This is a genomic window from Sphingomonas sp. AC522 (assembly GCF_979258125.1).
Genome location: NZ_OZ409836.1, coordinates 766,212 through 791,137, shown reverse-complemented (window position 1 = coordinate 791,137; position 24,926 = coordinate 766,212). Strand labels below are relative to the sequence as shown.

The window sequence follows — 24,926 nt, the reverse complement described above, 5'->3', positions numbered from 1 at the left end:
GGGGATTGGCGCGATGACCACCGAGATCGCGCGCGGCACGTTCGTCACCAGCATCACGCCGTACACGGCAAGCGGCACGATCGACGAAGGCGCCTATCGTGCCCATCTCCAGCGGCTCGGCGCCGCCGGAATCGGCGCCTATGTCGGCGGCAGCGGCAGCGGAGAGGGCTATACCAACTCGCGCGTCGACACCGAGACGGTGCTGCGCATCGCCGCCGAAGAGCTGAAGGGCAAAGTGCCGGTGCGGGCAATGGGCGTTGAGCCGCGCACGTCTCGCCAGATGATCGAATTCCTGGCGCTGGCCAAGGATTGCGGGGTGGATGCGTCGCAAGTCTATTCGCTCGATATCGGCCACGACCTGTCGCTGACGCCCGAGGAGATCGAGACCTATATGGTCGATGTTCTCGAAGGCTCGGACCTGCCGCTGGTCTTCTCGACGCATTTCTCCGTAGGCTATCGCTTCCCGCTACCGCTGGTTAGCCGGTTGGTCGATCAATACCCGCACTTCACCGGCATCAACTGCACCCATCCGGACCTGTTCTATCTCTCCGAACTGATCCGCACCGTCGGCGACCGCGTCGCGATCATGGTGGGCGGACCGATGCAGGCGCTGACTGCGCTGGCGCTTGGCGCACACGGCTATATCTCCGCGGACGGCAACATCGCGCCGCGGCTCTGCGTATCGATTATCGAGCGCTATGAGACGGACGATCTGGCGGGGCTAATGGAAGCGTTCGGCAAGCTCATCAGGCTTTTCGGCATCTCGCTCGACAGTGGCGGCACTCGCGTGGTCAAGCCTGCGCTCAACCGGCTCGGTTTGCCTGGCGGGCATGTTCGCCCGCCGCGCCAGATGATCGAGGACGAACGGCTGACGCGGGTCCTCGATACGATCGAGGAACTCGGCATCGGCGCGATCGAAGGTTGGTAGCCTCAGCCGCCGCCGCGCCAGGCGGCAAGTCGCGCGGCGCCGTCCTCCGAGACCGCTGGCGAGCTCGGCGTACGTGAAAATCGCGGCGCGGGTGCCGGGATCCCTTCAACATAGGTTCCCCGGGCGACGAGATGCGGGTGGACGGCGGCATCGGCCATGCTGAGCACCGGTGTCACGCATGCATCGATATGCTCGAACAGCTCTTGCCAGGCGCCGCGGGGCCGCGTCCCGAATAATCCCGTCAGCAAATCGCGCACCTGCGCAGCCTCGCCATCCAGCGCGGCAGGATCGAGGCTGAGTGCTTGGGCCAGTGCACGACGGAACTTGGGCTCGAGCGGCCCGACCGCCAGATCCTGCCCGTCCGCGCAGCGATAGACATCATAATAAGCGGCGCCCCCGGAAAGCATGCCGTTGGCCGGGTCGTCGCCAAGCAGCCCCGCCTGCGCCATCCCCTGGATCGGCGACAGCAGCGACGCAGCGCCGTCGATAATTGCGGCGTCGATCACTTGGCCTTCTCCCGATTTCTCCCGTTCCAGCAATGCGGCGAGCACCCCCATCACCACGAACAGACTGCCGCCCGCATAGTCGCCGAGCAGATTGAGCGGCGCCTGTGGAACCGCGCCATCGCGGCCGAGCAAGTCGAGCATGCCGGACAATGCGATATAATTGATGTCGTGCCCGGCGGATCGGGCCAGCGGTCCCGTCTGCCCCCACCCCGTCATCCGCGCATAGATCAGCCGCGGGTTCGCGGCGCGCATGGCATCAGGCCCCAGCTCAAACGCCTCCATCACTCCCGGCCTGAAGCCCTCGACCACCACATCGGCGAGCGCGATCGCCTGCTTCGCAATTGCTAAATCCTCGGGTCGCTTGAGATCGAGAAGCAAGGATGCCCGCCCGCGCGACACGATCGGGACGTCGGGCCAGGGCGCGCAAGGCCGCGTGATCCGCAGAACTTCCGCACCCATGTCGGCGAGGAGCATCACGGCATAGGGTAGTGGTCCAATGCCCTCGAACTCCACGATCCGTATGCCGGCCAGTGGGCCTCTCGGGCGTTTCACGACAGCGTCTTGAGCGCGTCCTTGGAAAAGGGCTGAAGTTCGTCGAATTGCCCCTCCTTCACCTTGCGAGCCCATTGCGGATCGGTGAGCAACGCCCGGCCTACTGCGACGATATCGAACTCGTCCGCTGCCATTCGCACGGCAAGCGGCGCCAGATCGGCGGAAGGTGCGCTGCGTTCGCCTAGGTCCGTCACTGACATAGGCCCCGCCAGCCCCACGCTGCCCACCGTAATCACGGGGCGTCCCGTCAGCTGCTTGATCCAGCCGGCAGCGTTGATCGAAGAGCTGGGAAATTCGGCCTCCCACCAGCGCCGCTGCGAAACATGGAAAATGTCCACGCCGGCCTCGGCTATCGGGCGGAAGATCGCGCCTAGCGCCTCCGGGGTCTCTGCCAGCCGCGCGTCATAATCCTGCTGCTTCCACTGCGAGATGCGCAGGATGATCGGGAAATCAGGCCCCACGGCGGCGCGCACCGCCTCGATCAGTTCGACGGCAAAGCGACCGCGCTCGACGGCATCGCCACCATATTGATCGGTCCGCCGGTTGAGCCCGGACCACAGGAACTGGTCGAGAATATAGCCATGTGCGCCGTGAATCTCGAGCCCATCGAACCCCAGTTCGCGCGCATCCGCGGCCGCCCGCGCGAAGCTCTGCTGTATCGCCCGGATCTCATTGATATCGATCGGATCGAACACGCATTTTCCGCCCGGCTTGAACATGCCCGACGGGCTGGCGCTCGGCAGGTGGCTATTGGGATAATCGTCGGTGCGCGGATCGCGCATGATCCCGACATGCCATAGCTGGGGCACGATCTTGCCCCCTGCATTGTGGACCTCGTCCACTACGCGGCGCCAGCCATCCAGGGCCCGGCCATGAAAGGCGGGGACTCGCACCGAATAAGAGGAGACCGGGTGGTCGACTGTCGTTCCTTCGGTGATGATCAGCCCGACTTCGTTTTCCGCACGGCGCCGGTAATAAGCGGCGACGTCCTCGCCTGGCACCTGGTCGGGTGATTTCCACCGCGTCATCGGCGACATCGCGATTCGGTTGCGGAGCGAGAGTCCACCACCATCGAACGGTTCGAACAGCGGCGCGAGCGCGGCGGCGGCGGGTTTCATCGGTACGGTTTCCATCAGAAGGATCGCGGCAGGCCAAGCTGCTCGGCGATGATGTTGCGGGCCATTTCGTCGGTGATCGGGCCGATCCGCTGGAGCCGGCTGTCTCGCCAATAACGCTGCATGTCGGTCTCGGCCGAATAGCCCATCCCACCCAGAATCTGGATGCCGAGATCGGCGCAGCGATTGCTCTGCTCCGCGGCGATCACCTTTAGCATCGTCGTCTCGATCAGCGTGTCGGTGCCGGCATGCACCTTGGCGGCGCAATCCATCAGCATGCACTCAACCGAATATTGGGCGATTCTGATGTCGGCGATATAATGCTGGATCGCCTGGAACTGCCCGATCGGCTTGCCGAACGCGTGGCGCTGCTTGGCATAATCGAGCGCATCTTCGAGCACGCCATCGATATAGCCCAGACAGAAAGCGCTCATCAGAAGCCGCTCGCTGTTAAGCATCGGCAAGAGCATGTACCAGCCATTGCCGGGCTGCCCGAGCACCAGATCGTCGGGCACGAACACATTGTCGAGATGGATCGAGCAGCTGCCCATCGCGCGCATACCCATCTTTTTGAGCGGCGTGATGGTGATGCCAGGCGAGCGCGCGGGCATCCAGAACAGGGTGAGCCCATGATGATTCTTGGCCGGCTCGCGCTCGGTTCGGGCGAGCAGTAAAAGATAGTCTGCGACGTGCGATTGCGAGCTCCAGATCTTCTCGCCCGAAATCCGCCAGCCGCCCTCGACCTTTTCGCCGAAAGTGCGCATCGCGCCCAGCACGTCGGTGCCGCCGCCCGGCTCAGTCAGCGAGATCGCCGCACGCAGCTTGCCCGCGGCGATATCGGGTAGAAAGCGGCGCTTCTGCTCGTCGCTCCCATGCTGGGTCAGCGCCTTGGCGCCGGCAAAGGAATTGATGCCCCAAAGCCAGGCCAGTCCGGCCAGCGTCCGTGCCAGCGCGCGCGCGGCAATCACTTGCATGATCACGTCGCCACCAGCACCGCCATATTCGTCGGCGATGCCAAGGCCGTGGAACCCCCCGGCCGTGAACTTGTCCCACAGCTCCAGCGGATATTCGTCTTCGCGCGCCTCCAGCTCGCGCGCCCAATCCTTCGGCATTTCGGCGGCCACGAAGCGCTCGACCATTTCCCGAAAAGCGCGATGCTCCCCTGAGAGCTCGACCGTCATGCATACCCCTCCAATTCCTTGGATTCAGGTCTAGCAGGGTGCGTACGAAATGCCAACCGTTCGGTTGATAACTCTAAGCGAATAGATTGCTTGTTTATCCCATAACGGGTTGCTAGCCAGACAAACGGTTGAATTCGCGCTACACGCGAGATGATTCAGGAGCGCGCGCTGCCTATGCAAAATACCAATGTGCAGATGGGAGCTGGCCCGAAGCGCGCTACGCAGCGCAAGCAAGTAGGCCGCCAGGATTCCCAGGAGCGGTGGCAGCAAATTCTTGAGGTCTCGACCGATCTGTTTCGCCGCAAAGGCTTCATCGGTACTTCGATGCAGGACGTCAGCGACGCAGTCGGCCTGCTCAAGGGCAGCCTATATTATTATATCCGCTCCAAGGAAGACCTGCTCTTCGAAATCTTGAAGGGCCTGCACACCGATGGCGAGGAAATCGTCGCCTCGGTCGAATTCGGTTCGGACGACCCGATCGAGCAGCTTCGGCTGTACCTGAAGCGCTGTGCGGTCTTCTCGGGCGCCAATCACGCCCGGCTGGTGATCTTCCAGCGCGATTTCGAGAATATCCCCGAGGATCGCCGCAAGGAAATCATCTCCGATCGCGAGATGTATGCACAGACCGTCCAGCGGCTGATGAAGGAAGCGCAGTCCAAGAAGATGGTTTCGGCCGACATGGACCTGTCGCTTGCATCGAAGCTGATCTCGAGCGCAATCACCAGCACGCACGAATGGCTGCGCCCGCACGGCCGTCGTCCGCTCGAAGATGCCGCGGCGGAGATCGCCACGCTGCTCACCGACGGGCTTACGCTTCCGGCCGCTAAGCCGCGAGGCGGCGTCAAGGGCTAGCCTGCCGTGACCAGCGTCGCGGTGCCGGTCAGGGCCGCGCGGCCTTCCACTGCGAGCATCAAATTGCATTCGACGCGCAGTCCATGGTCGAGCACCTCGACCGAGCAGACGACCCCCGTCGCCACTGCGATATCTCCGGCCCTGACATTGTCGACGAACCTGAAATCCATCTGCTCGAAGACGCATCCGGGAAAGTGCGCAGACACCGCATTGACCAGATAGCCGATATTGGCTGGCCCCTGATTGATGACGCGGGTTCCCAGGCCGGCCGCGCGGACCGCGTCGGGATCGACATGAATGGGGTTTGGATCGCGTAGTGCGCGGGCCCATATTGGCATCGATTCAGCCCGCACCAGGATTGACGCCGGCCCGATCGCGTCGCCGCGCGCCGTCATGCGGCCCGCGGGCCGCGTGGAAGCACCCAGACATTATGCGTTTCGACTGCACAAATACCGTCGAGCGTCTCCAGCCGCAGCCGATAGTCGAGCAGATCCATTAGCCCGAGCTTTCGGCTCTGCTTGCGAACCAAGCTCGCGATTCGCCCTCGCACCAGATAGGGTTGCGCGGTCATCAGCGGTGCGTGAAATCTTGCCCCGCTCGTCGCCATCATCGGCCCGTCAGCAACATTGAAATCGCATGCTGCGCAGAGTTCACGGACGGTCAGTCCCATGCCCATTTGGGTGGCGATATAGAAATAGCTGGGATGCGCCCTGCCCTGCGGATCGGGTGCCACGCCCATAGTCTCGCACAATGCGCGATTTTCGCGCGGGTCGATCACCACTGTCTCGATTCCGTCGAGCGACAGTCCGGCTACATCCGGCGGGCCCGGTATCGAGCCTTGCTCGCTCATGCACTCGCGCCCAGAAACGGGTTAAGCGGCACGAAGCCGAGCGGAGCCTCGAGCGCCTCCGGAATCACCGCGAGTTCGACTTCGCGCTCGGCATCCAGGATATATCCGGCCAGCAACTCGCCGATATCGACCAGATAAGGCGGGCGATATCCCGCCTCTTTCAGCCGCGCGAAGGCAGCCTCGATCGGCGGCTTTTCGCGCGCGCCGAGCGCCACATTGACCACGCCCTGGTCCGATGCACGATAATCAGACCGGCGCGCCTGCCCGGACGGATCGGTGTACTGCACGATCTCGAGCAGCACATCGCCGGCATCGACCAGGAAGGATTTCGATTGCGCCCCAGCCATGCCCCACAGCGCATCGCTGTCGGCATCGTGCAGCGAGGCATCCATGGCCAACGGCAGCGCCAGCACCTGCGTATAATAGTCGTGCGCGGCGCTGAGGTCGGACACCGATCCCGCGGCATAGACCAGAGCCGGTCCTGCCTCGCGCCCCGTCCGCATGCGCAGCGCTTCGCCATCTTCCATCACTTCTACGATCACCCCGATCCAGGGATCGCGATAGGCGCAGCGCCGCAGGCCGCCCACCATGGCAATCCCCGCGATCGGTGCGATCCCGCGCCTGGCCATCTCTGCCAATGCGTGGTCGAAGCGCTCGACGGCGATACCGAACCTGCTCCATCCCAGATCGCAGGGGCGCCAATCCTCCGGCAATGGCCGCTGCACCGGCCGCGTGTGATGAAAGAATTCGAGCTGCAGGCGCGGTTGCGCACCAACCAGCCACCACATCATCGCATGCGCCGAGCGATCGAGGCCCTGGATTTGGATCAGGTCACCCATGATCACCTGGCCCCCGGCGTTGCGGAACCCGAAAGCCTCGGTGAACAGTTCGAGGCTGGCCGGATGATCGGACGTATTCATCCCGATCTGGATGAGCTCCAATGGCATGGCACAACCTCACATTCTTCTGACCGTTTGGTTGTCAAGATACCGCAGGGCGCTGGCCGTACAAGCCGAAACCACATCTTGACACCGACCGTTTGGTAGAGTTGGTCGAGATAGAGTGGGAGGTGAGAAATGAAAACGCTGATCGTGGGTGGTGCAGGCTTTATCGGAACGGCCACAGCCTATCTGCTTCGCTCGCAAGGTCACAACGTGACGATAGCGGGCAGGACGCCTCCCGCGACAGGATCGCCGCTCGCCCAATTCGATTTCGCACGGCTCGATTATACGCGGGAAGAAGACGCCGGGGTGCTTGCCGGCTTCGACCGGCTGGTGTTCACGGCGGGCAACGACATACGCCACAAACCGGCCGGCGCCGGAGACGAGCATTGGCACGCCGCGAATGCCGAGGCAGTTCCCCGCTTCTTCGCAGCCGCACGCGCCGCGGGCATTCGGCGCGCGGTAAATGTCGGCAGCTTCTACACGCAGGCCGCGCCCCATCTCATAGAAACCAACGCCTATATCCGGTCACGGCGCGACGCCGAACTCGGCATCGCCGCGCTCGCCGCCCGCGATTTTGCGGCGATAAGCGTCAACGCCCCGCTGGTGATCGGTGCAGTCGAAGGGGTGTCGGTTCCTTTCTTTGATTCGCACGTCCGCTTCGCACTCGGTGAACTCGCGCCGATGCCCGAATTTGTGCCGCCGGGCGGAGTCAATTTCATCTCTGTGCGCTCGCTCGCCGAGGCGATTGCGGGTGCGCTTGATCGGGGGGATTCAGGAAAGATCTATCTGGTCGGCGACGAAAATCTCACCTTCCAGCAATATTTTGGCGCCTATTTCGAAGCAGCCGGCCGCGCCCCGCCGCCGGTGCGCGACGAAGAGGCGCCGATCTTCCCCGACCGCTCCATCTATTTCGGTCGCGGTAATACGGTTTTCTACGATCCCGATTCCGAAGAAGCGCGTCTGCTCGGTTATCGGCGCGGGGACGTCACCCCGTCGATCCACGAAATGGTTGCCGCCTATCGACGAGGATGATGGCTTTTTACTGTTGTCCCGTGACGCCCGAGAGGCGCATGGGTCGGCAGCAATGGCCGCTGCACAACCAGAATGAGCATCGATCGCGATCTCTTGGCGTCAGGCCAGGCCGTGCTCCACGATCTCGTGTCGGTCGCCGACGATGGCGTCCGCCGCGACCTGCAGCGGGCGATTGCGGTCGAATGCCCGGTTGCGCTTGAATTCAATGGGCTGGGCTATGCCGTCGTCATGGCGAGCCCCGCCGACCTCGAGGATTTCGCTGCCGGATTCGCGCTTTCCGAGCGCCTGATCGCGGGCTTTGAGGATCTGATCGAGATCGAAATTCATGCCGCCGAGCGTGGCCAGCTGGTACGTGTGACCTTGGCGCCGTCGCGAGTTCCGGGGGTGGTGGAGCGGGTTCGGCACCGGGTGGCGGAATCCTCCTGCGGGTTGTGCGGCATCGAGAATCTCGAACAGGCGATTCGCCCGTTGCCCAGGGTCAAGCAGACATCGCTCGCGATCGATGCCACGATCTTCGCCGCTTTAAAGAGCCTGCGTGCGCATCAGCCACTCAACCGGGTGACGGGCGCCGTCCATGCCGCCGCGCTTGTGGCCGCGGATGGCACGCTTCTGCTCGTCCGCGAGGATGTCGGGCGGCACACCGCCTTCGACAAACTGATCGGCGCGATGCTCCGCGGCGGGCTCGACTGGGAGGGCGGCTTTGCGCTGCTGTCCTCGCGCTGCTCGTACGAACTGGTCGAGAAAGCTGCGCTGGCCGGCTGTCCGATGCTGGTGACGGTCTCGGCGCCGACCAGCCTCGCCATTGCTCGCGCGCGCGAAGCGGGGGTGCGGCTGGTGGTGCTCGCCCGCTCCGACGCAGTGCTCATGGTCCCCGAATGACGGTGCTGGGCGCGATCCTTGCGGGCGGCGCGGCCAGCCGCTTCGGCTCGAACAAGGCGCTCGCTATATATCGCGGCGAAGCGTTGATCGCGCACGCCGCGCGCGCGCTTGGGAGGCAGATCGATGCATTGGTGGTGTGTGGCGGCGAGCCCGTGTTGCCCGGCATCACCCATTTGCCCGATCGCCCGCGCCCGGGACTAGGCCCGCTAGGCGGACTGGCTGCCGCGCTGTTTCATGCGCAAGCCAACGGGTTCGAAGGCGTGGCGAGCATTGGCTGCGACACGCCGGTGCTGCCTGAAAATCTCGTCGAGAAACTGCGCGCCGGCGGCACCGCGACGTATCTGGCAGAGATGCCGCTGATCGGCTGGTGGCCGAGCGATCTGGCCGAAGCGCTCGACGCCTTCGTGTCCAGCGATCCGCGGCGTTCGATGCGCGGCTGGGCCGCCGTTGCGGGCGCGCAGGCGGCAAGCCTTCCAGAGTCGATCGTCAACATCAACACGCCGGACGATCTGGCCGCACTGGCGCGCTGAACCGAGCCGGGCCGGTGCATCCTTTATCCGGGCATGACAGTTGATCGGGGAAAGCAGGGGCGTAAGCTGTGCGGGAGGAGATGGAGCCATGGACGACAAGGACAAGAAGGGCACCGTCCATTACAAAGGTGAGGAGGGCGGCTGGGGATCGATGCGCGGCATCGTCCAGACGGGGCTTCGCGAAGTCGATCGGCTGGGCGCGCTGCGCACGCTCAAGCGGCAGAACAAGCCCGGCGGCTTCATGTGCGTCTCGTGCGCCTGGACCAAGCCGGCGCAACCGCATGCGCTCGAATTCTGCGAGAATGGCGCCAAGGCAACGCTCTGGGACCTGACCACCCGGCGCTGCACCCCCAAAGTGCTTGCCAAGCACAAGATCGCCGAGCTCAAGACCTGGCGCGACCATGATCTTGAGCAACTCGGGCGGCTCACCCACCCGATGCGCTACGATCCGGCGAGCGACACCTATGTGCCGTGCGACTGGCAGGAGGCGTTCGACGTGATCGGCCGCGAGCTGGCGGCGATCGATCCCAAGAACGCGGTCTTTTACACATCGGGCCGGGCGAGCCTCGAGACCGCCTATATGTTCCAGCTGTTCGCGCGGCTCTATGGGCACAACAATCTGCCCGATTCCTCCAACATGTGCCACGAGACCACTTCGGTAGCGCTCAAGAAGCTGATCGGCGTGCCGGTGGGCACCAGCGTGCTCAGCGACTTCCATCACTGCGACGCGATCTTCTTCTTCGGCCAGAACACCGGATCGAACAGCCCGCGCATGCTCCATCCGCTCAAGGAAGCGGTCGAGCGCGGGGTCAGGATCGTTACCTTCAATCCGATCCGCGAGCGCGGGCTCGAAGTGTTCCGCGATCCGCAGAGCCCGGCCGAGATGCTGCATCTCAAAAAGCCGACCCAGATCTCGCAACTCTATCTGCAGGTCCGCCCCGGCGGCGACATCGCGGCAATCACAGGGCTGATCAAGCACGTGTTCGCTGCCGAGGCGAAGAGCTGGGCGGAGGACAAGCGCCATGTGCTCGATGTGGATTTCATCGAACAGCACACCCAGGATTTCGAAGCGCTCAAGGCGCATATCGACACGATCGGCTGGGACGAGATCGAGCGCGAATCCGGCCTTGCCCGTGCCGATCTCGAGGCCGCCGGGCAGATCTATGTCGAAGCCAAGAACAGCATCATCATGTACGGCATGGGATTGACCCAGCAGGTCCACGGCTTCGAGAATCTGGCGATGGTGGTCAATCTGCTCCTGCTCAAGGGCAATATCGGCCGCGAGGGGACGGGCTGCTCGCCGGTGCGCGGGCATTCGAACGTCCAGGGCCAGCGCACCGTCGGCATCGCCGAAAAGCCCGAGCTCGTCCCGCTCGACAAGCTTGCCGAGATGTTCGGCTTCGAACCGCCGCGCGAAAAGGGCATGAACACCGTCGAGGCGTGCGAGAAGATCCTCAGCGGCGAAGTAAAAGCGTTCGTCGGGCTTGGCGGCAATTTCATCCGCGCGATCCCCGAGCGCGGCAAGATGGAGGAAGCCTGGACGCGGCTGCGCCTCACCGTCCAGATCGCGACCAAGCTCAATCGCAGCCATTTGATCAACGGCCAGATCGCCTATCTGCTGCCCTGCCTCAGCCGCACTGAAGAGGATGTGCAGGCAGGCGGGCGCCAGACCGTGACGATGGAAGACAGCCTCAGCTGCATCCACGGATCGATCGGCACCAACAAGCCCGCGAGCAAGCATCTGTTGTCCGAACCGGCGATCGTCGCTGGCATCGCCAAGGCGACGCTTCCGCCCAATCCCAAGGTCAAATGGGACGAATGGGTCGGCCATTACGGCAATGTCCGCGACCTGATCGAGCGGACCTATCCCGAGCAGTTCGCCGACTATAATGCCCGCATGTTCACTCCCGGCGGCTTCTATCGCGGCAATGCCGCGCGCGAACGCATCTGGAAGACCGAGAGCGGCAAGGCGCAATTCACTGTCCCCAAGCACATGTCGGCAGTCGGCTTCGAGGATGCACCGGGGCGCTACCGGCTGATCACCCTGCGCTCCAACGATCAATTCAACACCACGATCTATGGCTATTCGGACCGGCTGCGCGGCATCGAAGGCACCCGCGACGTGCTGCTGATGCACCCCGACGAGATCGCGCTGGCAGGGCTCCAGCAGGGCCAGATCGTGGGGCTCAAAAGCGATGCCGGGGACGGCGTCCATCGTCAGGTCGACGGGCTGACGGTCACGCCCTTCCTGCTGCCGCGCGGCTGCGTCGCGTCCTATTATCCCGAGATGAACCCGCTCGTGCCGCTCAGTCATCACGACCAGGAGTCCAAGACCCCCGCGGCCAAGGGCGTGCCGGTCCGCATCGTGACCTGAGATCGCCAGCACCGTCGCGCCTGACTTAACCTGGGTTGTTGACCGATAGAGCGCATTTGGCGACCCAGACATGTGCGCGGAGTGTCTTGGTCCTTATTCGCGGCGTGCGCATTTCTTGCTGCCGGATGCAGCGAGGAATCGCGAACTCTGGGCGCCGATCTGCCGCAAACCGCGCCAACGGGCGCGCAGGATCCGCGCGCGGCCAAATATGAGCGCAACGTCTACCAGGTCTCGCAGGGCGGCCGCTATTTCACCTGGTATGGCTGCGGCGAATGCCATGGCGGCGAGGCCAGGGGCGCGCTGAACCTGGGCGACAAGCTGTGGTCGCACGGCAGCGATCTCGATCAGGTCTATGCTTTCATCGCCAAGGGCCATCCGGGGGCGCTTGCCAATTATGGCGAGCGTATCCCGGCCGAGCAGCTCTGGCAGATCACTGCCTATGTCCGCACGCTGCCGCAGCTGACCCCCGAAAAACGCCGCCGCCAGGACATGGATCAAGTCGGCGAGCCGCAGGGCGCCAAATGGACCGGACCGGTCCGATGATCGCGCGCAAGATCATGCTCTCGTTGTCGCTGCTGTCGCTCGGCGGATGCGGCGGCTTCCAGTCGATGCTCGCTCCTGCCGGTGAGCAGGCTTCGAGCATTCATTCGCTGTTCTGGCTGATGATGGCGGTGTGCGGCTTCATGTACCTGCTCGTGCTGGGCGCGCTGGGCGTGAGCATCGGGCGGGCCTGGCGCCGGCGCAGGGAGAACGCCGAGCCGAGCATCAATCCCGCCGATCGCGGCCTCAACCGCTCGCTGATCCTGTGGTGCGGGTTGATTGTCGTGGGACTGACCACGCTTATCGTCGGCAGCTTCCTGGTCGATCGCACCATCGCCCAGGCGCGGGCGCGCGATGCGCTGGAGGTGCGCGTCACCGGGCATCAATGGTGGTGGCGGATCGAGTATCGCGATCCCGCGACCGGCGGATGGATCGAGACTGCCAATGAGTTGCATCTGCCGCTCGGCCGCACGACGCGCGTGTCGCTGGGATCGTCGGACGTGGTCCACAGCTTCTGGGTCCCGAACATCGCCCAGAAGCTCGATCTGATTCCTGGGCGGATAAACACGCTCGATTTGACCCCGACGCGCTTGGGCTGGTTTCGCGGGCAATGTGCGGAGTTCTGCGGGGCGCAGCACGCCCACATGGCCTTTGACGTGAAAGTCGAGACTCCTGAGGAATTCGCCGGCTGGCTCGCCGGGCAGAAACGGCCCGCCGGCACGCCCGCCGATCCGGCGCCAGCGCGCGGGCTGCAGGTGGTGACGCAAGGCCAATGCGCGATGTGCCACGTAATCCGCGGCACGCCGGCCATCGGCAGGGCAGGCCCCGACCTCACGCATTTCGGCTCGCGTCGTTCGGTAGCAGCCGGCACGCTGACGATGAGCCGCGGCGCGATCCAGGGCTGGATCGCCCAGCCCCAGGCGATCAAGCCGGGCACGATGATGCCCCCGGTCGCGCTTTCGCCTGCCGATGCCGACGCCGTCTCCCGCTATCTGATGGGGCTCAAATGAACGCGCCGGACGAGCCAGCACCGCCGCCCGATGCGCTTGCGGCATCGTGGCGCGACGCCCCCGGTATCTGGGGCTTCCTCACCACCGTCGATCACAAGCGGATCGCCGCGCGGTATATCTTCACCGTGGTCGGCCTGCTGTTCCTCGCCGGCATGCTCGCGCTCGACATGCGGCTGCAGCTCGCCGGGCCGGACATGGAGCGGATGACCCCGCAACTCTATAACGAAGCCTTCTCGCTGCATGGCTCGACGATGCTGTTCCTGGTCTCTGTCCCGGCGATGGAGGCGATGGCGATATGGCTGGTGCCGCTGATGCTGGGACAGCGGGCGCTTGCCTTCCCGCGCCTTGCGGCCTTCAGCTACTGGCTGTATCTGGGCGGCGTGCTGATGCTGTGGGTGCCGCACGCGCTCGGTATCACCCCCGATCTCGGCTGGTTCGAATATCCCCCGCTCTCCGGCCCGGCTTATTCGCCCGGGCACCGCGCCGACATCTGGGCGCAGATGATCACCTTCACCGAAGTCGCGGCGCTAGCGGCATCGGTGAATATCGTCGCCACGGTGCTCAAGATGCGCCCGCCCGGCATGACGCTGTCGCGCATCCCATTGTTCGTCTGGGCGATGTTCCTCGCCTCGGTGATGACGGTGTTCGCTTTGCCGGCAGTGATGCTCGTCACCAGCATGCTGATCTCCGACCGGCTGGTCTCGACCCAGTTCTTCGCATCGGCCGCAGGCGGCGATCCGGTGCTGTTCCAGCACCTCTTCTGGTGGTTCGGCCACCCCGAGGTCTATATCATCTTCCTGCCCGCGGCGGGGTTCGTCTCGGTGATCGTCGAGACCTTTTCGCGCCGCACGTTGTTCGGCCATGTCGCAGTGGTGCTGTCGATGCTCGGCATCGCCGCGCTCGCTTTCGGGCTGTGGGTGCATCACATGTTCGCGGTCGGGCTGCCGCGGCTCGGCAACGATTTCTACACGGCTGCAAGCATGGCAGTGGCGCTACCCGCCGGCATCCAGATCTTCTGCTGGCTCGCGACCATGTGGAGCGGGCGGCCGCGCTTCGATACGCCCTTGCTCTGGGTCACCGGCTTTATCGCCACTTTCGTGATCGGCGGGCTTTCGGGCGTGATGGCCGCGTCCGCGCCGCTCGACCAGCAGCTGACCGACACCTACTTCATCGTCGCCCATTTCCATTACGTGCTGATCGGCGGCGCGATGTTCCCGCTGTTCGGTGCCTTCGCCTATTGGTATCCCAAGGCAACCGGGCGGATGATGTCCGAATTCTGGGGCAAGGTCAGCTTCTGGCTGATCGTCGGCGGCTTCAATCTCGGCTTCTTCCCGATGCACATCCTCGGGCTCCAGGGCATGCCGCGCCGCATCTACACCTATAGCGAGGGCATGGGCTGGGGGCCGCTCAACATGGTCGCCTCGATCGGATCGGCGATCGCCGTCGCCGGGGGCATGCTGTTCGTCGCCAATGCATTCTGGAGCTATTATCGCGGCAAGCGCGCAGGTGCCGATCCCTGGGGCGGGCCGACGCTCGAATGGTCGGCACCCTCGCCGCCGCCGCAGCACAATTTCGATCACACCCCCGTGATCGACAGCCTCACCCCGCTCTGGACGCAGAGGGACGGGCTGGCGGTGATGACCGGTCTGGCCGATGATCGCCGCGAAGTGCTCGTCACGTCGGTGGTCGAGGCCGAGCCCGAATATCGCCAGAAAAGCCCCAAGCCTTCGATTGCCCCGTTATTCGCTGCGATCGCCGTGACGATGCTGTTCGTCGGCAGCATCTTCACGCCCTGGGCGCTGGTCTGGGGAGCCATCCCGGTGGCGATCACGCTCACCATCTGGTTCTGGCCCGAGCGTGAACGCTCGACGACCGGGCCCTTGCGGACGCGCAACCGATGAGCGACGCAATCCGCACCCGCACCGTCGGCGATCTCTCGTACCTGCCCGAGAGCGCATCGGGCGCGCGCCACTTGGTCTGGTGGGGCAATATCGGCTTCATGGCGATCGAAGGCACGGTCTTCGCGCTGGCAATGGGCTGCTATCTCTATCTGATGAGCCAGACGCAGGGCTGGCCGCCCGCCGGCATTCGCCCGCCGGACCTGTTCTGGCCCGCGGTGCTGACCACGGGGCTGCTGCTCAGCGAGGTTCCCAATCTGTGGGTCCGCCGCAAGGCGATGGCGAAGGACGAGCATGGCGTGCGGATCGGCACGCTGGCGATGACCATTATCGGCCTGTTGCTGCTCATTCCCCGCGGGCTGGCATTCATGCATCTCAACGTGACATGGCACGACAATGCTTATGGCTCGGTGGTCTGGCTGCTGCTGGTGCTGCACACCAGCCATTTGATCACCGATATCGGCGACACCGCGGTCCAGTCGGTCTGGCTCTATACGCATGAAGTCGGCGACGATCAGTTTGCCGATGTCGAGGACAATGCCAATTACTGGACCTTCGTCGTGTTCAGCTGGTTGCCGATCGCCGCATTGATCTATCTGGCGCCGCGGCTGGGATGAGCGAAGCCGCCCCTCTCAGCCGCGGCGCTCGCGTGCGGCCTTGGATCGCGCTGCTCGTGCCGCCTGCTGCCTGGTACCTGTTCCAACTCGGGCTCGGCAGCGTGCTCAAGGTCGATTGCGAGCCGGTGGGCGATTGGCTCGGGCTGGCCTGGGGTATGGCGAGCCTGACGGCATGCGGGGTGGCGGCGGCGATCGTCTGGCCCTGCGCCAAGCCGGCGAGCGACCAGACGCCCCCACGGGCATGGCTCTCGCGCGTAGCTTTATTGCTTGCCGGCATCTTCGCGCTGGCGATCGCATTCCAGACCCTGAGCGTGCTGATCGTGCCGTCATGCGTAAACTGATCCGGCCCATCGCGCTGTGCGCCTGCATGTTCGCCGCCCCCGCCTGGGCGCATGGCGGCCATGATCATGGCGAGCCGCCGGGTTGGACCTGGGATCCGTGGATCACCCTGCCGCTGCTGCTCGCCGCATCCCTCTTCGCGTTGGGCTGGTGGAAGCTCCATGCGCGATCGAGCGGCGGACGGGCGCAGCTTCGCAAGCGGGGCTGGCTTTTCGCTGCCGGATGGCTGACCCTGGCGGGCGCATTGGTCTCGCCGCTTCATGCGGCGGGCGAGCAATCGTTCACGGCGCACATGATCGAGCACGAATTGCTGATGCTGCTCGCCGCGCCGCTGCTGGTGATGGCAGAGCCGCTTTCGGCGATGCTCTGGGCTTTCCCGCCTGCCGCCCGCCGCGCGATCGGACGGGTCGCGTCCAGCCGATGGGTTTCGACAACATTCCGCTGGTCCACCGGCGCAGTCGTCGCGACACTGTTTCAAGCGGCGATGCTATGGATCTGGCACATGCCCGCATTGTTCGACATGGCGCTGGCCAGCGAGGGATGGCACGCCGCGCAGCATGTCTGTTTCATCCTGAGCGCTCTGCTCTTCTGGACCGCCATGCTCGGCCGTCGCGGCGCGGGGGCCTCGGCGCTGGGCGAGCGTGCGCTGGCCGCCTTCTGCCTGCTCGTCACGTCGTTCGTAACCGGCGCGCTGGGCGCCTTGATGGCCTTCTCGGATTCGCCCTGGTATCCCGGCTATGCCCGGCTGGCGCTCGCGCCCTTTGGGCTCAGCCCTGCCGAGGACCAGCAGATCGCTGGATTGATCATGTGGGTGCCGGGCGGGCTCGTCCATCTGATTACCGCGCTTGTCCTCGTCCGCACCTTGCTCACACCGCCAAGGACTGCCGATGCCGTCTGAGCTGCGCTTCGCACTGATCCTGGCAGGCGCCGCCGCGCTCGCCGGCATCGCATCGGTCGCCGGCATCTATCGCCAGGACGCGGCCCAGGCACGCACCCATGCCGAGGCAATGACCGGCGGCAGCGCGGACGCAGGCAAAGCCGCCATTGCCCGATACAATTGCGGCGCATGTCACCGCATCCCGGGGATCGCGGGCGCCACCGGAGCGACCGGCCCCGCGCTAAACGGCATCGCAGTTCGCGCCGAGATCGCAGGCAAGCTCGCCAACACGCCCGGCAATCTCGAAAGCTGGCTTCGTCGCCCCCAGCAAGTCGCCCCCGGCAGCGGCATGCCCGATCAGGGTGTGACCGAGCGCGACGCCCGCGACATGGCGGCGTATCTCTATACAGTTCGCAAATAGCCTCGGTCGACGGCGTCCTTACTGACCACGCGTGAGGCGCGACAGGGCGGCTGCGAGGTCGGCCTGGCGGAATGGCTTGGCCAGCTGGGGCAGCCCGATATTGAGATCACCGCCGGCATAGCCCGTGACGACGAGAACCGGGGTTCCGGGCAACAGCGTCCGCGCCCGCAATGCCAGCTCCGCTCCGTCCATCCGCGGCATCATGTAATCGGTGACGATCGCGTCGACTTCGAGCCCGTCGCTCAGCGCCGCCAAAGCCTCGGCACCGCCCGCGGCTTCCGCCACGTCATGCCCCATTTCACGCAGCATTTCCGCAGTACCTGCGCGCACGAGCGGTTCGTCGTCGACGAGCAGGACGGCCAATTTGTGCTGGGCTCCCGAGGCTGCAGAATCCGGCAGTCGGACGGCGGCGCGCGCGGATTGCGACGCGGCCGGCAGATACAGGATCGCGCGAGTCCCCTTGCCCGGCGCGCTGTCCAGCACAAACGTCCCGCCGAGCTGCGCCGCCAGTCCGTGGACCATCGACAGGCCCAGGCCCGTGCCCTTGCCCATTTCCTTGGTCGAGTAAAAGGGCTCGACCGCGCGCGTGAGCGTCGCTGCGTCCATGCCGGTGCCCGAATCGATCACCGACAGGCGCAGATAGGTGCCGGGCGCTAACGCCAGGCTGGATCGCTTGTCGATCAAAGCCGACTCTACCGCCAGCGTCAGCGTGCCGCCGCGCGGCATCGCATCGCGGGCGTTGACGCACAGGTTGAGGATCGCCAGCTCGAGCTGGTTGGGATCGGCCATGGCCAGCGGCAGGTCGTCAGGCGCGACGATCTCCAGCTCGACCCCCGAGCCGGTCGAACTCGCCACCAGATCGCGCATGCCGTGCAGCAGTTCGGCAAGATCGAGGGCCTGGGTTTCCAGCGATTGGCGCCGCGCGAAGCCGAGCAGCCGCTGCACCAATATCTTGGCCCGCTCCGCCGATTGCAGCGCGCCGTCAATCAGCCGCGCCGAGCGGGCATCGTCCTCATAGCGCCGCCCCAGCAGATCGAGCGCGCCGGTGATCGGAGTCAGCAGATTGTTGAAGTCGTGCGCGACGCCGCCAGTGAGCTGGCCGATAGTCTCCAGCTTCTGTGCTTCATGCAATTGCGCCAGCGCCGATTCGCGCTCGGCAATGGCGTCGGCAACCCGGCGCTCGAGCGTCTCGTTCAAGTCGCGCAGCGCCGCCTGGGCGCGCGAGCGATCGGTGATGTCCTGGAAGATCACGGCGACTTCGCGCCGGTTGGCAGGCTCGACCCGGAATGCCGCCAGTTCGAGGTGGCGGCCGGTGGCGACCAGTTCGCGCTCGAAGCGGATGGGCTCGCCGCTCTCCAGCACGCCGCGGTACAGCCTTACCCATTCGTCGGCCTCATCGCCCACCATCTCGCGCACGCGCTTGCCCACCACGTTGGCGATGCCGGCATGGCGCTCATAAGCGGGGTTGGCCTGGACGTGCAGATAGTCGCTCATGACCCCATGCGGTCCGTCCACGAATTCGATCACGCAGAAGCCTTCGTCCATCGTGTCGAACAGCGTGCGGAAGCGTGCCTCGCTTTCGCGCAAGGCCACGAGCCTGGCCCGAGCCTCATATTGGCGGCGCCGCGCGCGAAGTGCCGAGCGGGCAAGGCTGATCAGAGTCGTCGGGTGGAAAGGCCGCTCGAGAAAAGTGACGTTACCCAGCACTTCGAGATGGCGGACCGCGGCGGGATTTCGCTCCAGCCCGCCGCCGCGCGTCGTGATGAGGATGAAGGGCAGATCAGACCATTCCTCCTGATCCTCGATCCACGCAGAAAGTGCGTTGAGGTTCGCCGTGGCGATCGCTTCCTCGGTGACGACGATGAATCCCGCCCCGCCCTCGAGCTCCTCAATGAGCGCCGCGAGCGACGCGCATTTTGCCGCGGCGATACCCGCCTCGCCTAGCATCTCGCCGGCAATGGCGGCATCACGCCCGCGCGGCGCCAATATCAGCGCGCGTTCAGAAACCCCGGTTCGCCTCACGCGTCTTCGCGCCGCAGCAGCTCGGTATTGCCGATGATCGTCGGGACGCCGCGGAGCACGCCCTGGAAATTCACCAGCGGCTCGCCCAGCGTGATGCCGCGTCCACCGATCTGATATTCGCGGATCGCATGCTCATGGGCTCCGGTGCGCTTCTTGACGACCGAGATCGCCCGGCGAACGTGCCCCATCGCTTCGAAATAGCGCAGCAGCAGCACCGTATCCGCCAGATAGGTGAGGTCCACCGGGGACTTCATGTCACCGACTAGGCCGTGCTGCGCCACGGTCAGGAAAGTCGTCGCGCCCTGGCGGTTCAGATATTGGAGCAGCTCGTGCATATGGAGCACCAGGGCATGCTCGCCGGGCATCGCCGCCTGATATCCGTTCAAACTGTCGATCGCGACGGTTCTTGCGCCATGCGCCTCGACGCACGCGCGGACCCGGTCCGAAAATTCTCCGGGCGTCGATTCCGCGGCGTCAACCTGCTCCAGCACCAGATTCCCGGCGTCGATCATCGCCCGCAAATCGATGCCCAGGCCCTTGGCGCGCTCGATCAGCAATTCGCGCTCTTCGTCGAATATGAACATCGCCGCGCGCTCGCCGCGCGCCACTGCGGTCTTGATGAACGTCAGCAACAACAGCGACTTGCCGGTGCCCGCCGGACCCAGCACGAGCAGGCTCGATCCGCGATGGACGCCCCCTCCCATCAGCGCATTCAACTCGGGGGAGTCGGTCCCCAGCAGCTCGCGGCTGAAATCGGTCTTGTGCTCGGCAGAGACCAATCGCGGATATACCCTAACGCCGCCGGTGGTGATGGCGAAGTCATGATATCCACCGCGAAAACGCCGCCCGCGATATTTGATCACTCGCATCCTGCGCCGCTCGGCGCCGTAATCGGGCGCCATTTCATCGAGCCGCACCACGCCATGCGCCACCGAATGGACGGTCTTGTCGTTGGTATCGGTCGTCAAATCGTCGAGCATTAGCACCGTCGCGCCGGTGCGGGCGAAATAATGTTTCAGTGAGAGGATTTGCCGGCGATAACGAAGCGAACTCTGCGCCAGCAGGCGGATCTCGGAAAGACTGTCCAGCACCACGCGATCGGGCTTGATCTGCTCGAACGCCTCGAAAATCCGCTTGGTGGTTTCGCCCAGCTCCAGGTCCGACGAGTAAAGCAGGCTCTGCTGCTGGTCTTCATCGAGCAAATTCTCGGGCGGGATCAGTTCGTATATCTCGATTCCGTCGAGCGACCAGCCATGCGAAGCGGCGGAGGCGCGCAGTTCGTCCTCGGTCTCGGAAAGCGTGACATATAGGCAGCGCTCGCCCAGCTCGACCCCGGAGGCCAGGAATTGCATGGCGATGGTGGTTTTCCCGGTTCCGGGATTTCCCTCCAGCAGGAACGTCCGCGCACGCTGGAAACCTCCCGCGAGAACATTGTCGAGACCGTCTGTTCCGGTGCGGGCGTCGCCGGATCTAGGCTGCGGCATTCGGCGTTGCTCCTGACGTCCCGTAAAGTCGGCGCCAAAGGGGCGCTAACATACGTTTCCGAACTGTGTCAGCGACATTCGGGCAGCTCGAACAGCCATCACACCCTATTCCGCCGCCATGCGTAACGAAATAAGGGGCCGCAGGGTCCACGATGCGGCTCCGAAACGAATTTGGCGCGGGCGGGCCGATGCCCACCCGCGCCATCGAGAGCATGCTCTAGCCTGCTGGATTACGCTAGAAATCGACCTTCGCGCCAATCCGGAAATAACGGCCCATGATGTTGGGGCCAGCCCAGGCCGGGTTGAACTGGAAGATCTGATAGGTCGAGGACGGATCGAACGGCGCCTTCAGATCGAGAGCGTTGAGCACGTTCAGATATAGCAGGAAATTCTCGCCGATCTTCTGGCTCGCAGTCAGATCCACGTTCCAGGTCGCCTTGGCATTGCACAGGATCGGCGAGCCATCGTTATACACCCCCACCGAAGTGTGATTGGCGGCGTTAAAGGCGCAATCGCCCTTGATCCCGCCAAAGTCGATCGAGGCATTGTCGTATCCGCTGGTGTAATAGACCGTCGTTGAGACCGTGGTTCCGCCGAATTGCAATGTGTTCTGCCAGTTCGCCCTCCAGCGCGGCGCGCCCGAGCAGGAAGTGATGTTGCAGGGGCTGAGCGTCCCGGCATAATCGAAGGTCTGGCCGTCACCGGTGACTTCGTATTTGAGCTGGTACGATGCCTCGGCGTTGCTGGTCAGCGTGACGCCATCGACCACATCGAAGCGCGCATTCAGGCCGAAATCGAACCCGCTGGCGAGCTGCGAGCTCGTATTCTGATAGGGCGAGACGATGAAGCCGATCTGCGGCAGCGCGTTCGGGAAGGCGACGTCGGGAATGCCCGGCAGCACCGCCGTGACCCCCGGAATATTCACCACGCCATTATTGGCATAATAGGCATTGAACGCCGGGCCATTGTCCAACAGGCCGGTGATCAGGTCTTTGACGCGGATCTGCCAATAATCGGCGGTGAAGCTGACATTGCGGATCGGCTCGAAGATCGCCCCGAGCGTGAAGCTGGTCGACCTTTCGGGCTTGAGGTTGGGATTGCCGACCTGCGTCAGACCCAAATTGAACGCTCCGGTCGAATAGGCATTGCCGCCATGTGCCGCGATGAAGGCGGCCTGGGCGGGGATCGCAGGGTTGAGCTGGCGCGCCACAAAGCCCGTGGTCGGCAGACCGAAGGATTCGTTGAACGAGGGGATGCGGAAGCCCTTCGAGAAGGTGCCGCGGATCGCGATCTGCTTGATCGGCGTGAACTTGGCACCGATCTTGGGCGAGAAATTGCTCTGACCCGATGAATAATCGTCGAAGCGGCCCGAGGCATTGATCTCGAGCTGCTCGATGATCGGCGCATTGACTTCGAAGAAGGCCGAGCGGACCTGGCGGCTGCCCTTGGTGCCGACCGCGTTGATCGTCACATAGCGGTTATAGGGGTTGGCCGTGTTTTCCGGATTGGCGCTTGGCGCATTGATCGCCTCGTGGCGAAGCTGCGCGCCGACCGCCACCTGCAGCGGACCGCCGGGAAGCGTCAGTATGTCCTTCGCCAGCGTAGCGCTCGCCTGCCACAGGTCCGAGTCCGAGCGGACCCGGCTTTCCGGTGCGATATAATCGTAGACGGCCTGCGGAGTCAGATTGGGCTCGAAAAAGTTGAACTGGCCGCGCGCCACGGCATCGGCGACACGCTGGAGATTGTTGAAGCCACTCTGGGTGCGGATCAGCCGCGAATTCATCGCGGTGAAGCTGGCGGAATAATTCCAGTCGTCACCGAAGCTGCCGTCGATGCCGATCACGCCGCGCAGCGTGCGCGAGTCGGTGTCGGTCGCGGTCGAACGGTTCGATCGGTAAAGGATGTGCGCGGTCTGCCCCGCGGCTGCATAGGGATTATACGGGTTCAGCGTACCATTGGCGGCGTTGCACCCGGTGTTCAGGCCGTTGAGCGTGCCCACGCCCGCCGCGCAGACATAGACCGGCAGGATGACGTTATAGGCGGCCATGTTGATCGGACGCGGCGGCGGCGGCGTTCCGTTGAAGCCCGAGGACAGGCCGATGGCATGGACCTTGGTGTTATAGAATTGCGCCATCGCATAGAGCTGCGCATTGTCACCCAGATTGACGGTGAAGCGCGCAGAACCGCCATAGCGCTGGATCTCAGGCTGCAGGTACCGATAATTGCCGTGATTATCGACTTCGCAAACATTGAGCGGCGAGGCGGCGTTTTGCGCTGCGGCGATGGTCACCACCTTGAAGCCGCGGCAGCCCGCTCCGGGGTTGAGATAGGCATAGCGCCCGTTGCCGGTGGCGGCACCCGCCACGTTGACCGGGCGGACCAGGGCGACGCCGGGAATGCTGAACAGGCCATTGAAGACCCCGGTTTCGGGGGTAACGCTGTTGAGATTGTTGTTGTTCATGCAGCTGCCCGCCGCATTGCAGACACGAGTCAGATCGCCCGAATTATAGGGATAATCGCGGTCGCTGACTCGCAGCGAATCCGAGCGTTGATATTCGCCGGTCAAATAGAAATTGAAGCGGTTCTCTTCGAGATCGCCAGTGCCCCACACCGCCGAGATGCGCTGCTCGCCGGCATCGCCGCGCTGCGAAATGCCTGCGCTGCCGTCGAGGTGCAGGCCCTGCACTTCCTTCTTGGTGATGACGTTGATCACGCCCGCGATCGCATCGGCGCCATAGGTCGAGGAGGCGCCGTCACGCAGCACTTCGATGCGCTCGATCGCCGCGGTCGGGATCGTGTTGAGGTCGACGAAATTGCGCTGGCCGTCATCGGCGAGCGGATAGGGCGCCAGCCGCAGCCCGTCCGAGATCGACAAGGTCGATTGCACCGTCAGCCCGCGCAGCGAAGGCGCGGTCGCGCCGCTGGCGAAGTTGCTGCCGGTGTTCCAGCCCTGCGAGATCGTGCCCGCACCATTGGCCGAAATGCGCTGCATGGCCTCGGCGACGGTATTCAACCCGCGCTGCTCTAGCGTCTCGGCGCTCAGCACCGTGACCGGCGACGGCGTCTCGCTGTTGGTGCGGCGGAACAGCGACCCGGTGACCACGATCGCCTCGCCTTCGTCCTGTGCGGCCGGCTCTTCGCTGGGTGCCTGGGCGGGGGCCGGAGCGTCCTGCGCGAGTGCTGCGCTCGGCAGCGCGATCATCGCGAAAGTCGTGCACAGCATCGTGCTGGTCAGATAGGATATCTTGCGCATTGGATTCTCCCTGTTCATCCGGATCGCCTGATTACCCCAAGACAAATCCCAGATATTCTGGTTTAGCTATAGTTTGATTTGCGGTTGTAAACCGGAGATTATTCAGCTGTTACCTCAAGCATACAGCGAATGCTGTAAACATAGGGTGAGATATACAGCAGCTATACAGAAGCTCTGCTTGATATGTTCACGCCAGCTGCGGCGATGCACTGAGCCCGATCAGCGTTGCCGATGAACCCTGTGCATCGGCGTGGATGCGCAGCCGCACGCCGTGCTGCCCCAGCCGTACGAACGGGTCGCCGCCGCCGAGCGCGATGAACTTGCGGCGGATGCGCATCATCACCACTGGGCGGGTTTCGGGATTTGAGCCGAATTCGCTGAGCGCCGCGTCGATCGCCACGTTGGAGGCGCGGCCGCGCAGCGCGATCATGCGGAACACATGCGCCTCGGTCGGCGAGAGCGGCACCGGCAGCCCCTGCCAGGTCACTTCGATCGGATCGTTGTGGATCAGGATCGCGCCGCGCTTGATCACGGTCTCGGCAGCATGGCCGCAATGCGGACAGCATTGCGCGGCGCGGCGCGGCGCGGGCGGCTGCGCCAGGCGGTGGCGAACCTTTGCCGCGCGGGCAATGTCGGGAGTGGGTTGCATGGCAGCCTCCTGTTCGGAAAGCCAGCCTAGGGAGCGTGGCCGCGGCCCGGCGGCGATTGCCACGAGCGGCAGT

The 24,926-nt window shown here is 64.4% G+C and carries 23 protein-coding genes; 13 read left to right on the top strand and 10 right to left on the bottom strand.

All coding sequences use genetic code 11. The features are described 5' to 3' along the window. Window positions 1–13 precede the first annotated feature (13 nt). Entirely contained in the window at window positions 14–928 is a 915-nt protein-coding gene (locus ACZZZM_RS04065; RefSeq protein WP_463593832.1) for a dihydrodipicolinate synthase family protein, read from the top strand. A gap of 2 nt (window positions 929–930) precedes the next feature. Here the strand turns inward: ACZZZM_RS04065 and ACZZZM_RS04060 are convergent, their stop codons facing one another. The 3 genes from ACZZZM_RS04060 to ACZZZM_RS04050 are packed head-to-tail and all read right to left on the bottom strand — an operon-like array spanning window position 931 to window position 4,282. Then, a complete protein-coding gene (locus tag ACZZZM_RS04060) occupies window positions 931–1,986 on the bottom strand; it encodes a CaiB/BaiF CoA transferase family protein (RefSeq protein ID WP_463593831.1) in 1,056 nt (351 codons plus the stop codon). After that, window positions 1,983–3,104, bottom strand: a complete 1,122-nt coding sequence (locus ACZZZM_RS04055) for an NADH:flavin oxidoreductase (RefSeq protein ID WP_463593830.1) — start codon at window positions 3,102–3,104, stop codon at window positions 1,983–1,985. The genes ACZZZM_RS04060 and ACZZZM_RS04055 overlap by 4 nt, the downstream gene beginning before the upstream one ends. A gap of 14 nt (window positions 3,105–3,118) precedes the next feature. Then, entirely contained in the window at window positions 3,119–4,282 is a 1,164-nt protein-coding gene (locus ACZZZM_RS04050; RefSeq protein ID WP_463593829.1) for an acyl-CoA dehydrogenase family protein, read from the bottom strand. 174 nt (window positions 4,283–4,456) lie between these two features. On the opposite strand from ACZZZM_RS04050, the gene ACZZZM_RS04045 reads away from it, so the two are divergent. Continuing rightward, entirely contained in the window at window positions 4,457–5,134 is a 678-nt protein-coding gene (locus tag ACZZZM_RS04045; protein ID WP_463593828.1) for a TetR/AcrR family transcriptional regulator, read from the top strand. Here the strand turns inward: ACZZZM_RS04045 and ACZZZM_RS04040 are convergent. From ACZZZM_RS04040 to ACZZZM_RS04030, 3 genes are read right to left on the bottom strand one after another with little or no spacing between them, the layout of a single operon-like run. After that, a complete protein-coding gene (locus ACZZZM_RS04040) occupies window positions 5,131–5,529 on the bottom strand; it encodes a MaoC family dehydratase (protein WP_463593827.1) in 399 nt (132 codons plus the stop codon). The two genes, ACZZZM_RS04045 and ACZZZM_RS04040, sit on opposite strands and share 4 nt — an antisense overlap. Then, window positions 5,526–5,984, bottom strand: coding sequence for a hypothetical protein (locus ACZZZM_RS04035; protein ID WP_463593825.1), 459 nt, complete (start codon window positions 5,982–5,984; stop codon window positions 5,526–5,528). The genes ACZZZM_RS04040 and ACZZZM_RS04035 overlap by 4 nt, the downstream gene beginning before the upstream one ends. Further along, window positions 5,981–6,931 carry a VOC family protein gene (locus tag ACZZZM_RS04030; RefSeq protein ID WP_463593824.1) on the bottom strand — a complete coding sequence of 317 codons (951 nt, stop codon included), beginning with the start codon at window positions 6,929–6,931 and terminating at the stop codon, window positions 5,981–5,983. The genes ACZZZM_RS04035 and ACZZZM_RS04030 overlap by 4 nt, the downstream gene beginning before the upstream one ends. A 129-nt stretch (window positions 6,932–7,060) precedes the next feature. Here ACZZZM_RS04030 and ACZZZM_RS04025 point away from each other — a divergent pair, with 129 nt between their 5' ends. The 11 genes from ACZZZM_RS04025 (at window position 7,061) to ACZZZM_RS03975 (ending at window position 17,445) form a co-directional block, all read left to right on the top strand. Further along, the gene (locus ACZZZM_RS04025) at window positions 7,061–7,960 is read left to right on the top strand and encodes an NAD-dependent epimerase/dehydratase family protein (protein WP_463593823.1); all 900 of its coding nucleotides are present in this window, start codon (window positions 7,061–7,063) and stop codon (window positions 7,958–7,960) included. 72 nt (window positions 7,961–8,032) lie between these two features. Continuing rightward, window positions 8,033–8,839 carry a formate dehydrogenase accessory sulfurtransferase FdhD gene (gene fdhD, locus ACZZZM_RS04020; RefSeq protein ID WP_463593822.1) on the top strand — a complete coding sequence of 269 codons (807 nt, stop codon included), beginning with the start codon at window positions 8,033–8,035 and terminating at the stop codon, window positions 8,837–8,839. After that, entirely contained in the window at window positions 8,836–9,369 is a 534-nt protein-coding gene (gene mobA / locus ACZZZM_RS04015) for a molybdenum cofactor guanylyltransferase (protein WP_463593821.1), read from the top strand. Before fdhD ends, mobA begins: the two co-directional genes overlap by 4 nt. An 88-nt stretch (window positions 9,370–9,457) precedes the next feature. Beyond that, on the top strand, window positions 9,458–11,743 hold the full coding sequence (locus tag ACZZZM_RS04010; protein ID WP_463593820.1) for an FdhF/YdeP family oxidoreductase: 2,286 nt from the start codon (window positions 9,458–9,460) through the stop codon (window positions 11,741–11,743). An 81-nt stretch (window positions 11,744–11,824) separates the two neighbouring features. Next, window positions 11,825–12,286 (top strand): c-type cytochrome, encoded by a 462-nt coding sequence (locus tag ACZZZM_RS04005; protein WP_463593819.1) that lies wholly within the window; start codon window positions 11,825–11,827, stop codon window positions 12,284–12,286. Next, entirely contained in the window at window positions 12,265–13,293 is a 1,029-nt protein-coding gene (gene coxB / locus ACZZZM_RS04000; RefSeq protein ID WP_463593818.1) for a cytochrome c oxidase subunit II, read from the top strand. The genes ACZZZM_RS04005 and coxB overlap by 22 nt, the downstream gene beginning before the upstream one ends. Next, the gene (locus ACZZZM_RS03995) at window positions 13,290–15,194 is read left to right on the top strand and encodes a cbb3-type cytochrome c oxidase subunit I (RefSeq protein WP_463593817.1); all 1,905 of its coding nucleotides are present in this window, start codon (window positions 13,290–13,292) and stop codon (window positions 15,192–15,194) included. The genes coxB and ACZZZM_RS03995 overlap by 4 nt, the downstream gene beginning before the upstream one ends. Then, window positions 15,191–15,808, top strand: coding sequence for a cytochrome c oxidase subunit 3 (locus ACZZZM_RS03990; RefSeq protein WP_463593816.1), 618 nt, complete (start codon window positions 15,191–15,193; stop codon window positions 15,806–15,808). The genes ACZZZM_RS03995 and ACZZZM_RS03990 overlap by 4 nt, the downstream gene beginning before the upstream one ends. Continuing rightward, the gene (locus ACZZZM_RS03985; RefSeq protein ID WP_463593815.1) at window positions 15,805–16,149 is read left to right on the top strand and encodes a hypothetical protein; all 345 of its coding nucleotides are present in this window, start codon (window positions 15,805–15,807) and stop codon (window positions 16,147–16,149) included. The genes ACZZZM_RS03990 and ACZZZM_RS03985 overlap by 4 nt, the downstream gene beginning before the upstream one ends. Beyond that, a complete protein-coding gene (locus tag ACZZZM_RS03980) occupies window positions 16,137–17,045 on the top strand; it encodes a cytochrome c oxidase assembly protein (RefSeq protein ID WP_463593814.1) in 909 nt (302 codons plus the stop codon). The genes ACZZZM_RS03985 and ACZZZM_RS03980 overlap by 13 nt, the downstream gene beginning before the upstream one ends. Continuing rightward, window positions 17,035–17,445: a c-type cytochrome gene (locus ACZZZM_RS03975; protein WP_463593813.1), complete on the top strand. Its 411-nt coding sequence runs from the start codon at window positions 17,035–17,037 to the stop codon at window positions 17,443–17,445. The genes ACZZZM_RS03980 and ACZZZM_RS03975 overlap by 11 nt, the downstream gene beginning before the upstream one ends. Window positions 17,446–17,463: 18 nt before the next feature. On the opposite strand, the gene ACZZZM_RS03970 is transcribed toward ACZZZM_RS03975, so the two are convergent. From ACZZZM_RS03970 to ACZZZM_RS03955, 4 genes are all read right to left on the bottom strand, one after another. Beyond that, a complete protein-coding gene (locus tag ACZZZM_RS03970; protein WP_463593812.1) occupies window positions 17,464–19,467 on the bottom strand; it encodes a hybrid sensor histidine kinase/response regulator in 2,004 nt (667 codons plus the stop codon). After that, on the bottom strand, window positions 19,464–20,951 hold the full coding sequence (locus tag ACZZZM_RS03965) for an ATPase domain-containing protein (RefSeq protein WP_463593811.1): 1,488 nt from the start codon (window positions 20,949–20,951) through the stop codon (window positions 19,464–19,466). Before ACZZZM_RS03965 ends, ACZZZM_RS03970 begins: the two co-directional genes overlap by 4 nt. A 235-nt stretch (window positions 20,952–21,186) precedes the next feature. After that, the gene (locus tag ACZZZM_RS03960) at window positions 21,187–24,204 is read right to left on the bottom strand and encodes a TonB-dependent receptor plug domain-containing protein (protein ID WP_463593810.1); all 3,018 of its coding nucleotides are present in this window, start codon (window positions 24,202–24,204) and stop codon (window positions 21,187–21,189) included. A gap of 187 nt (window positions 24,205–24,391) precedes the next feature. Continuing rightward, a complete protein-coding gene (locus ACZZZM_RS03955) occupies window positions 24,392–24,853 on the bottom strand; it encodes a hypothetical protein (protein ID WP_463593809.1) in 462 nt (153 codons plus the stop codon). Window positions 24,854–24,926 lie beyond the last annotated feature (73 nt).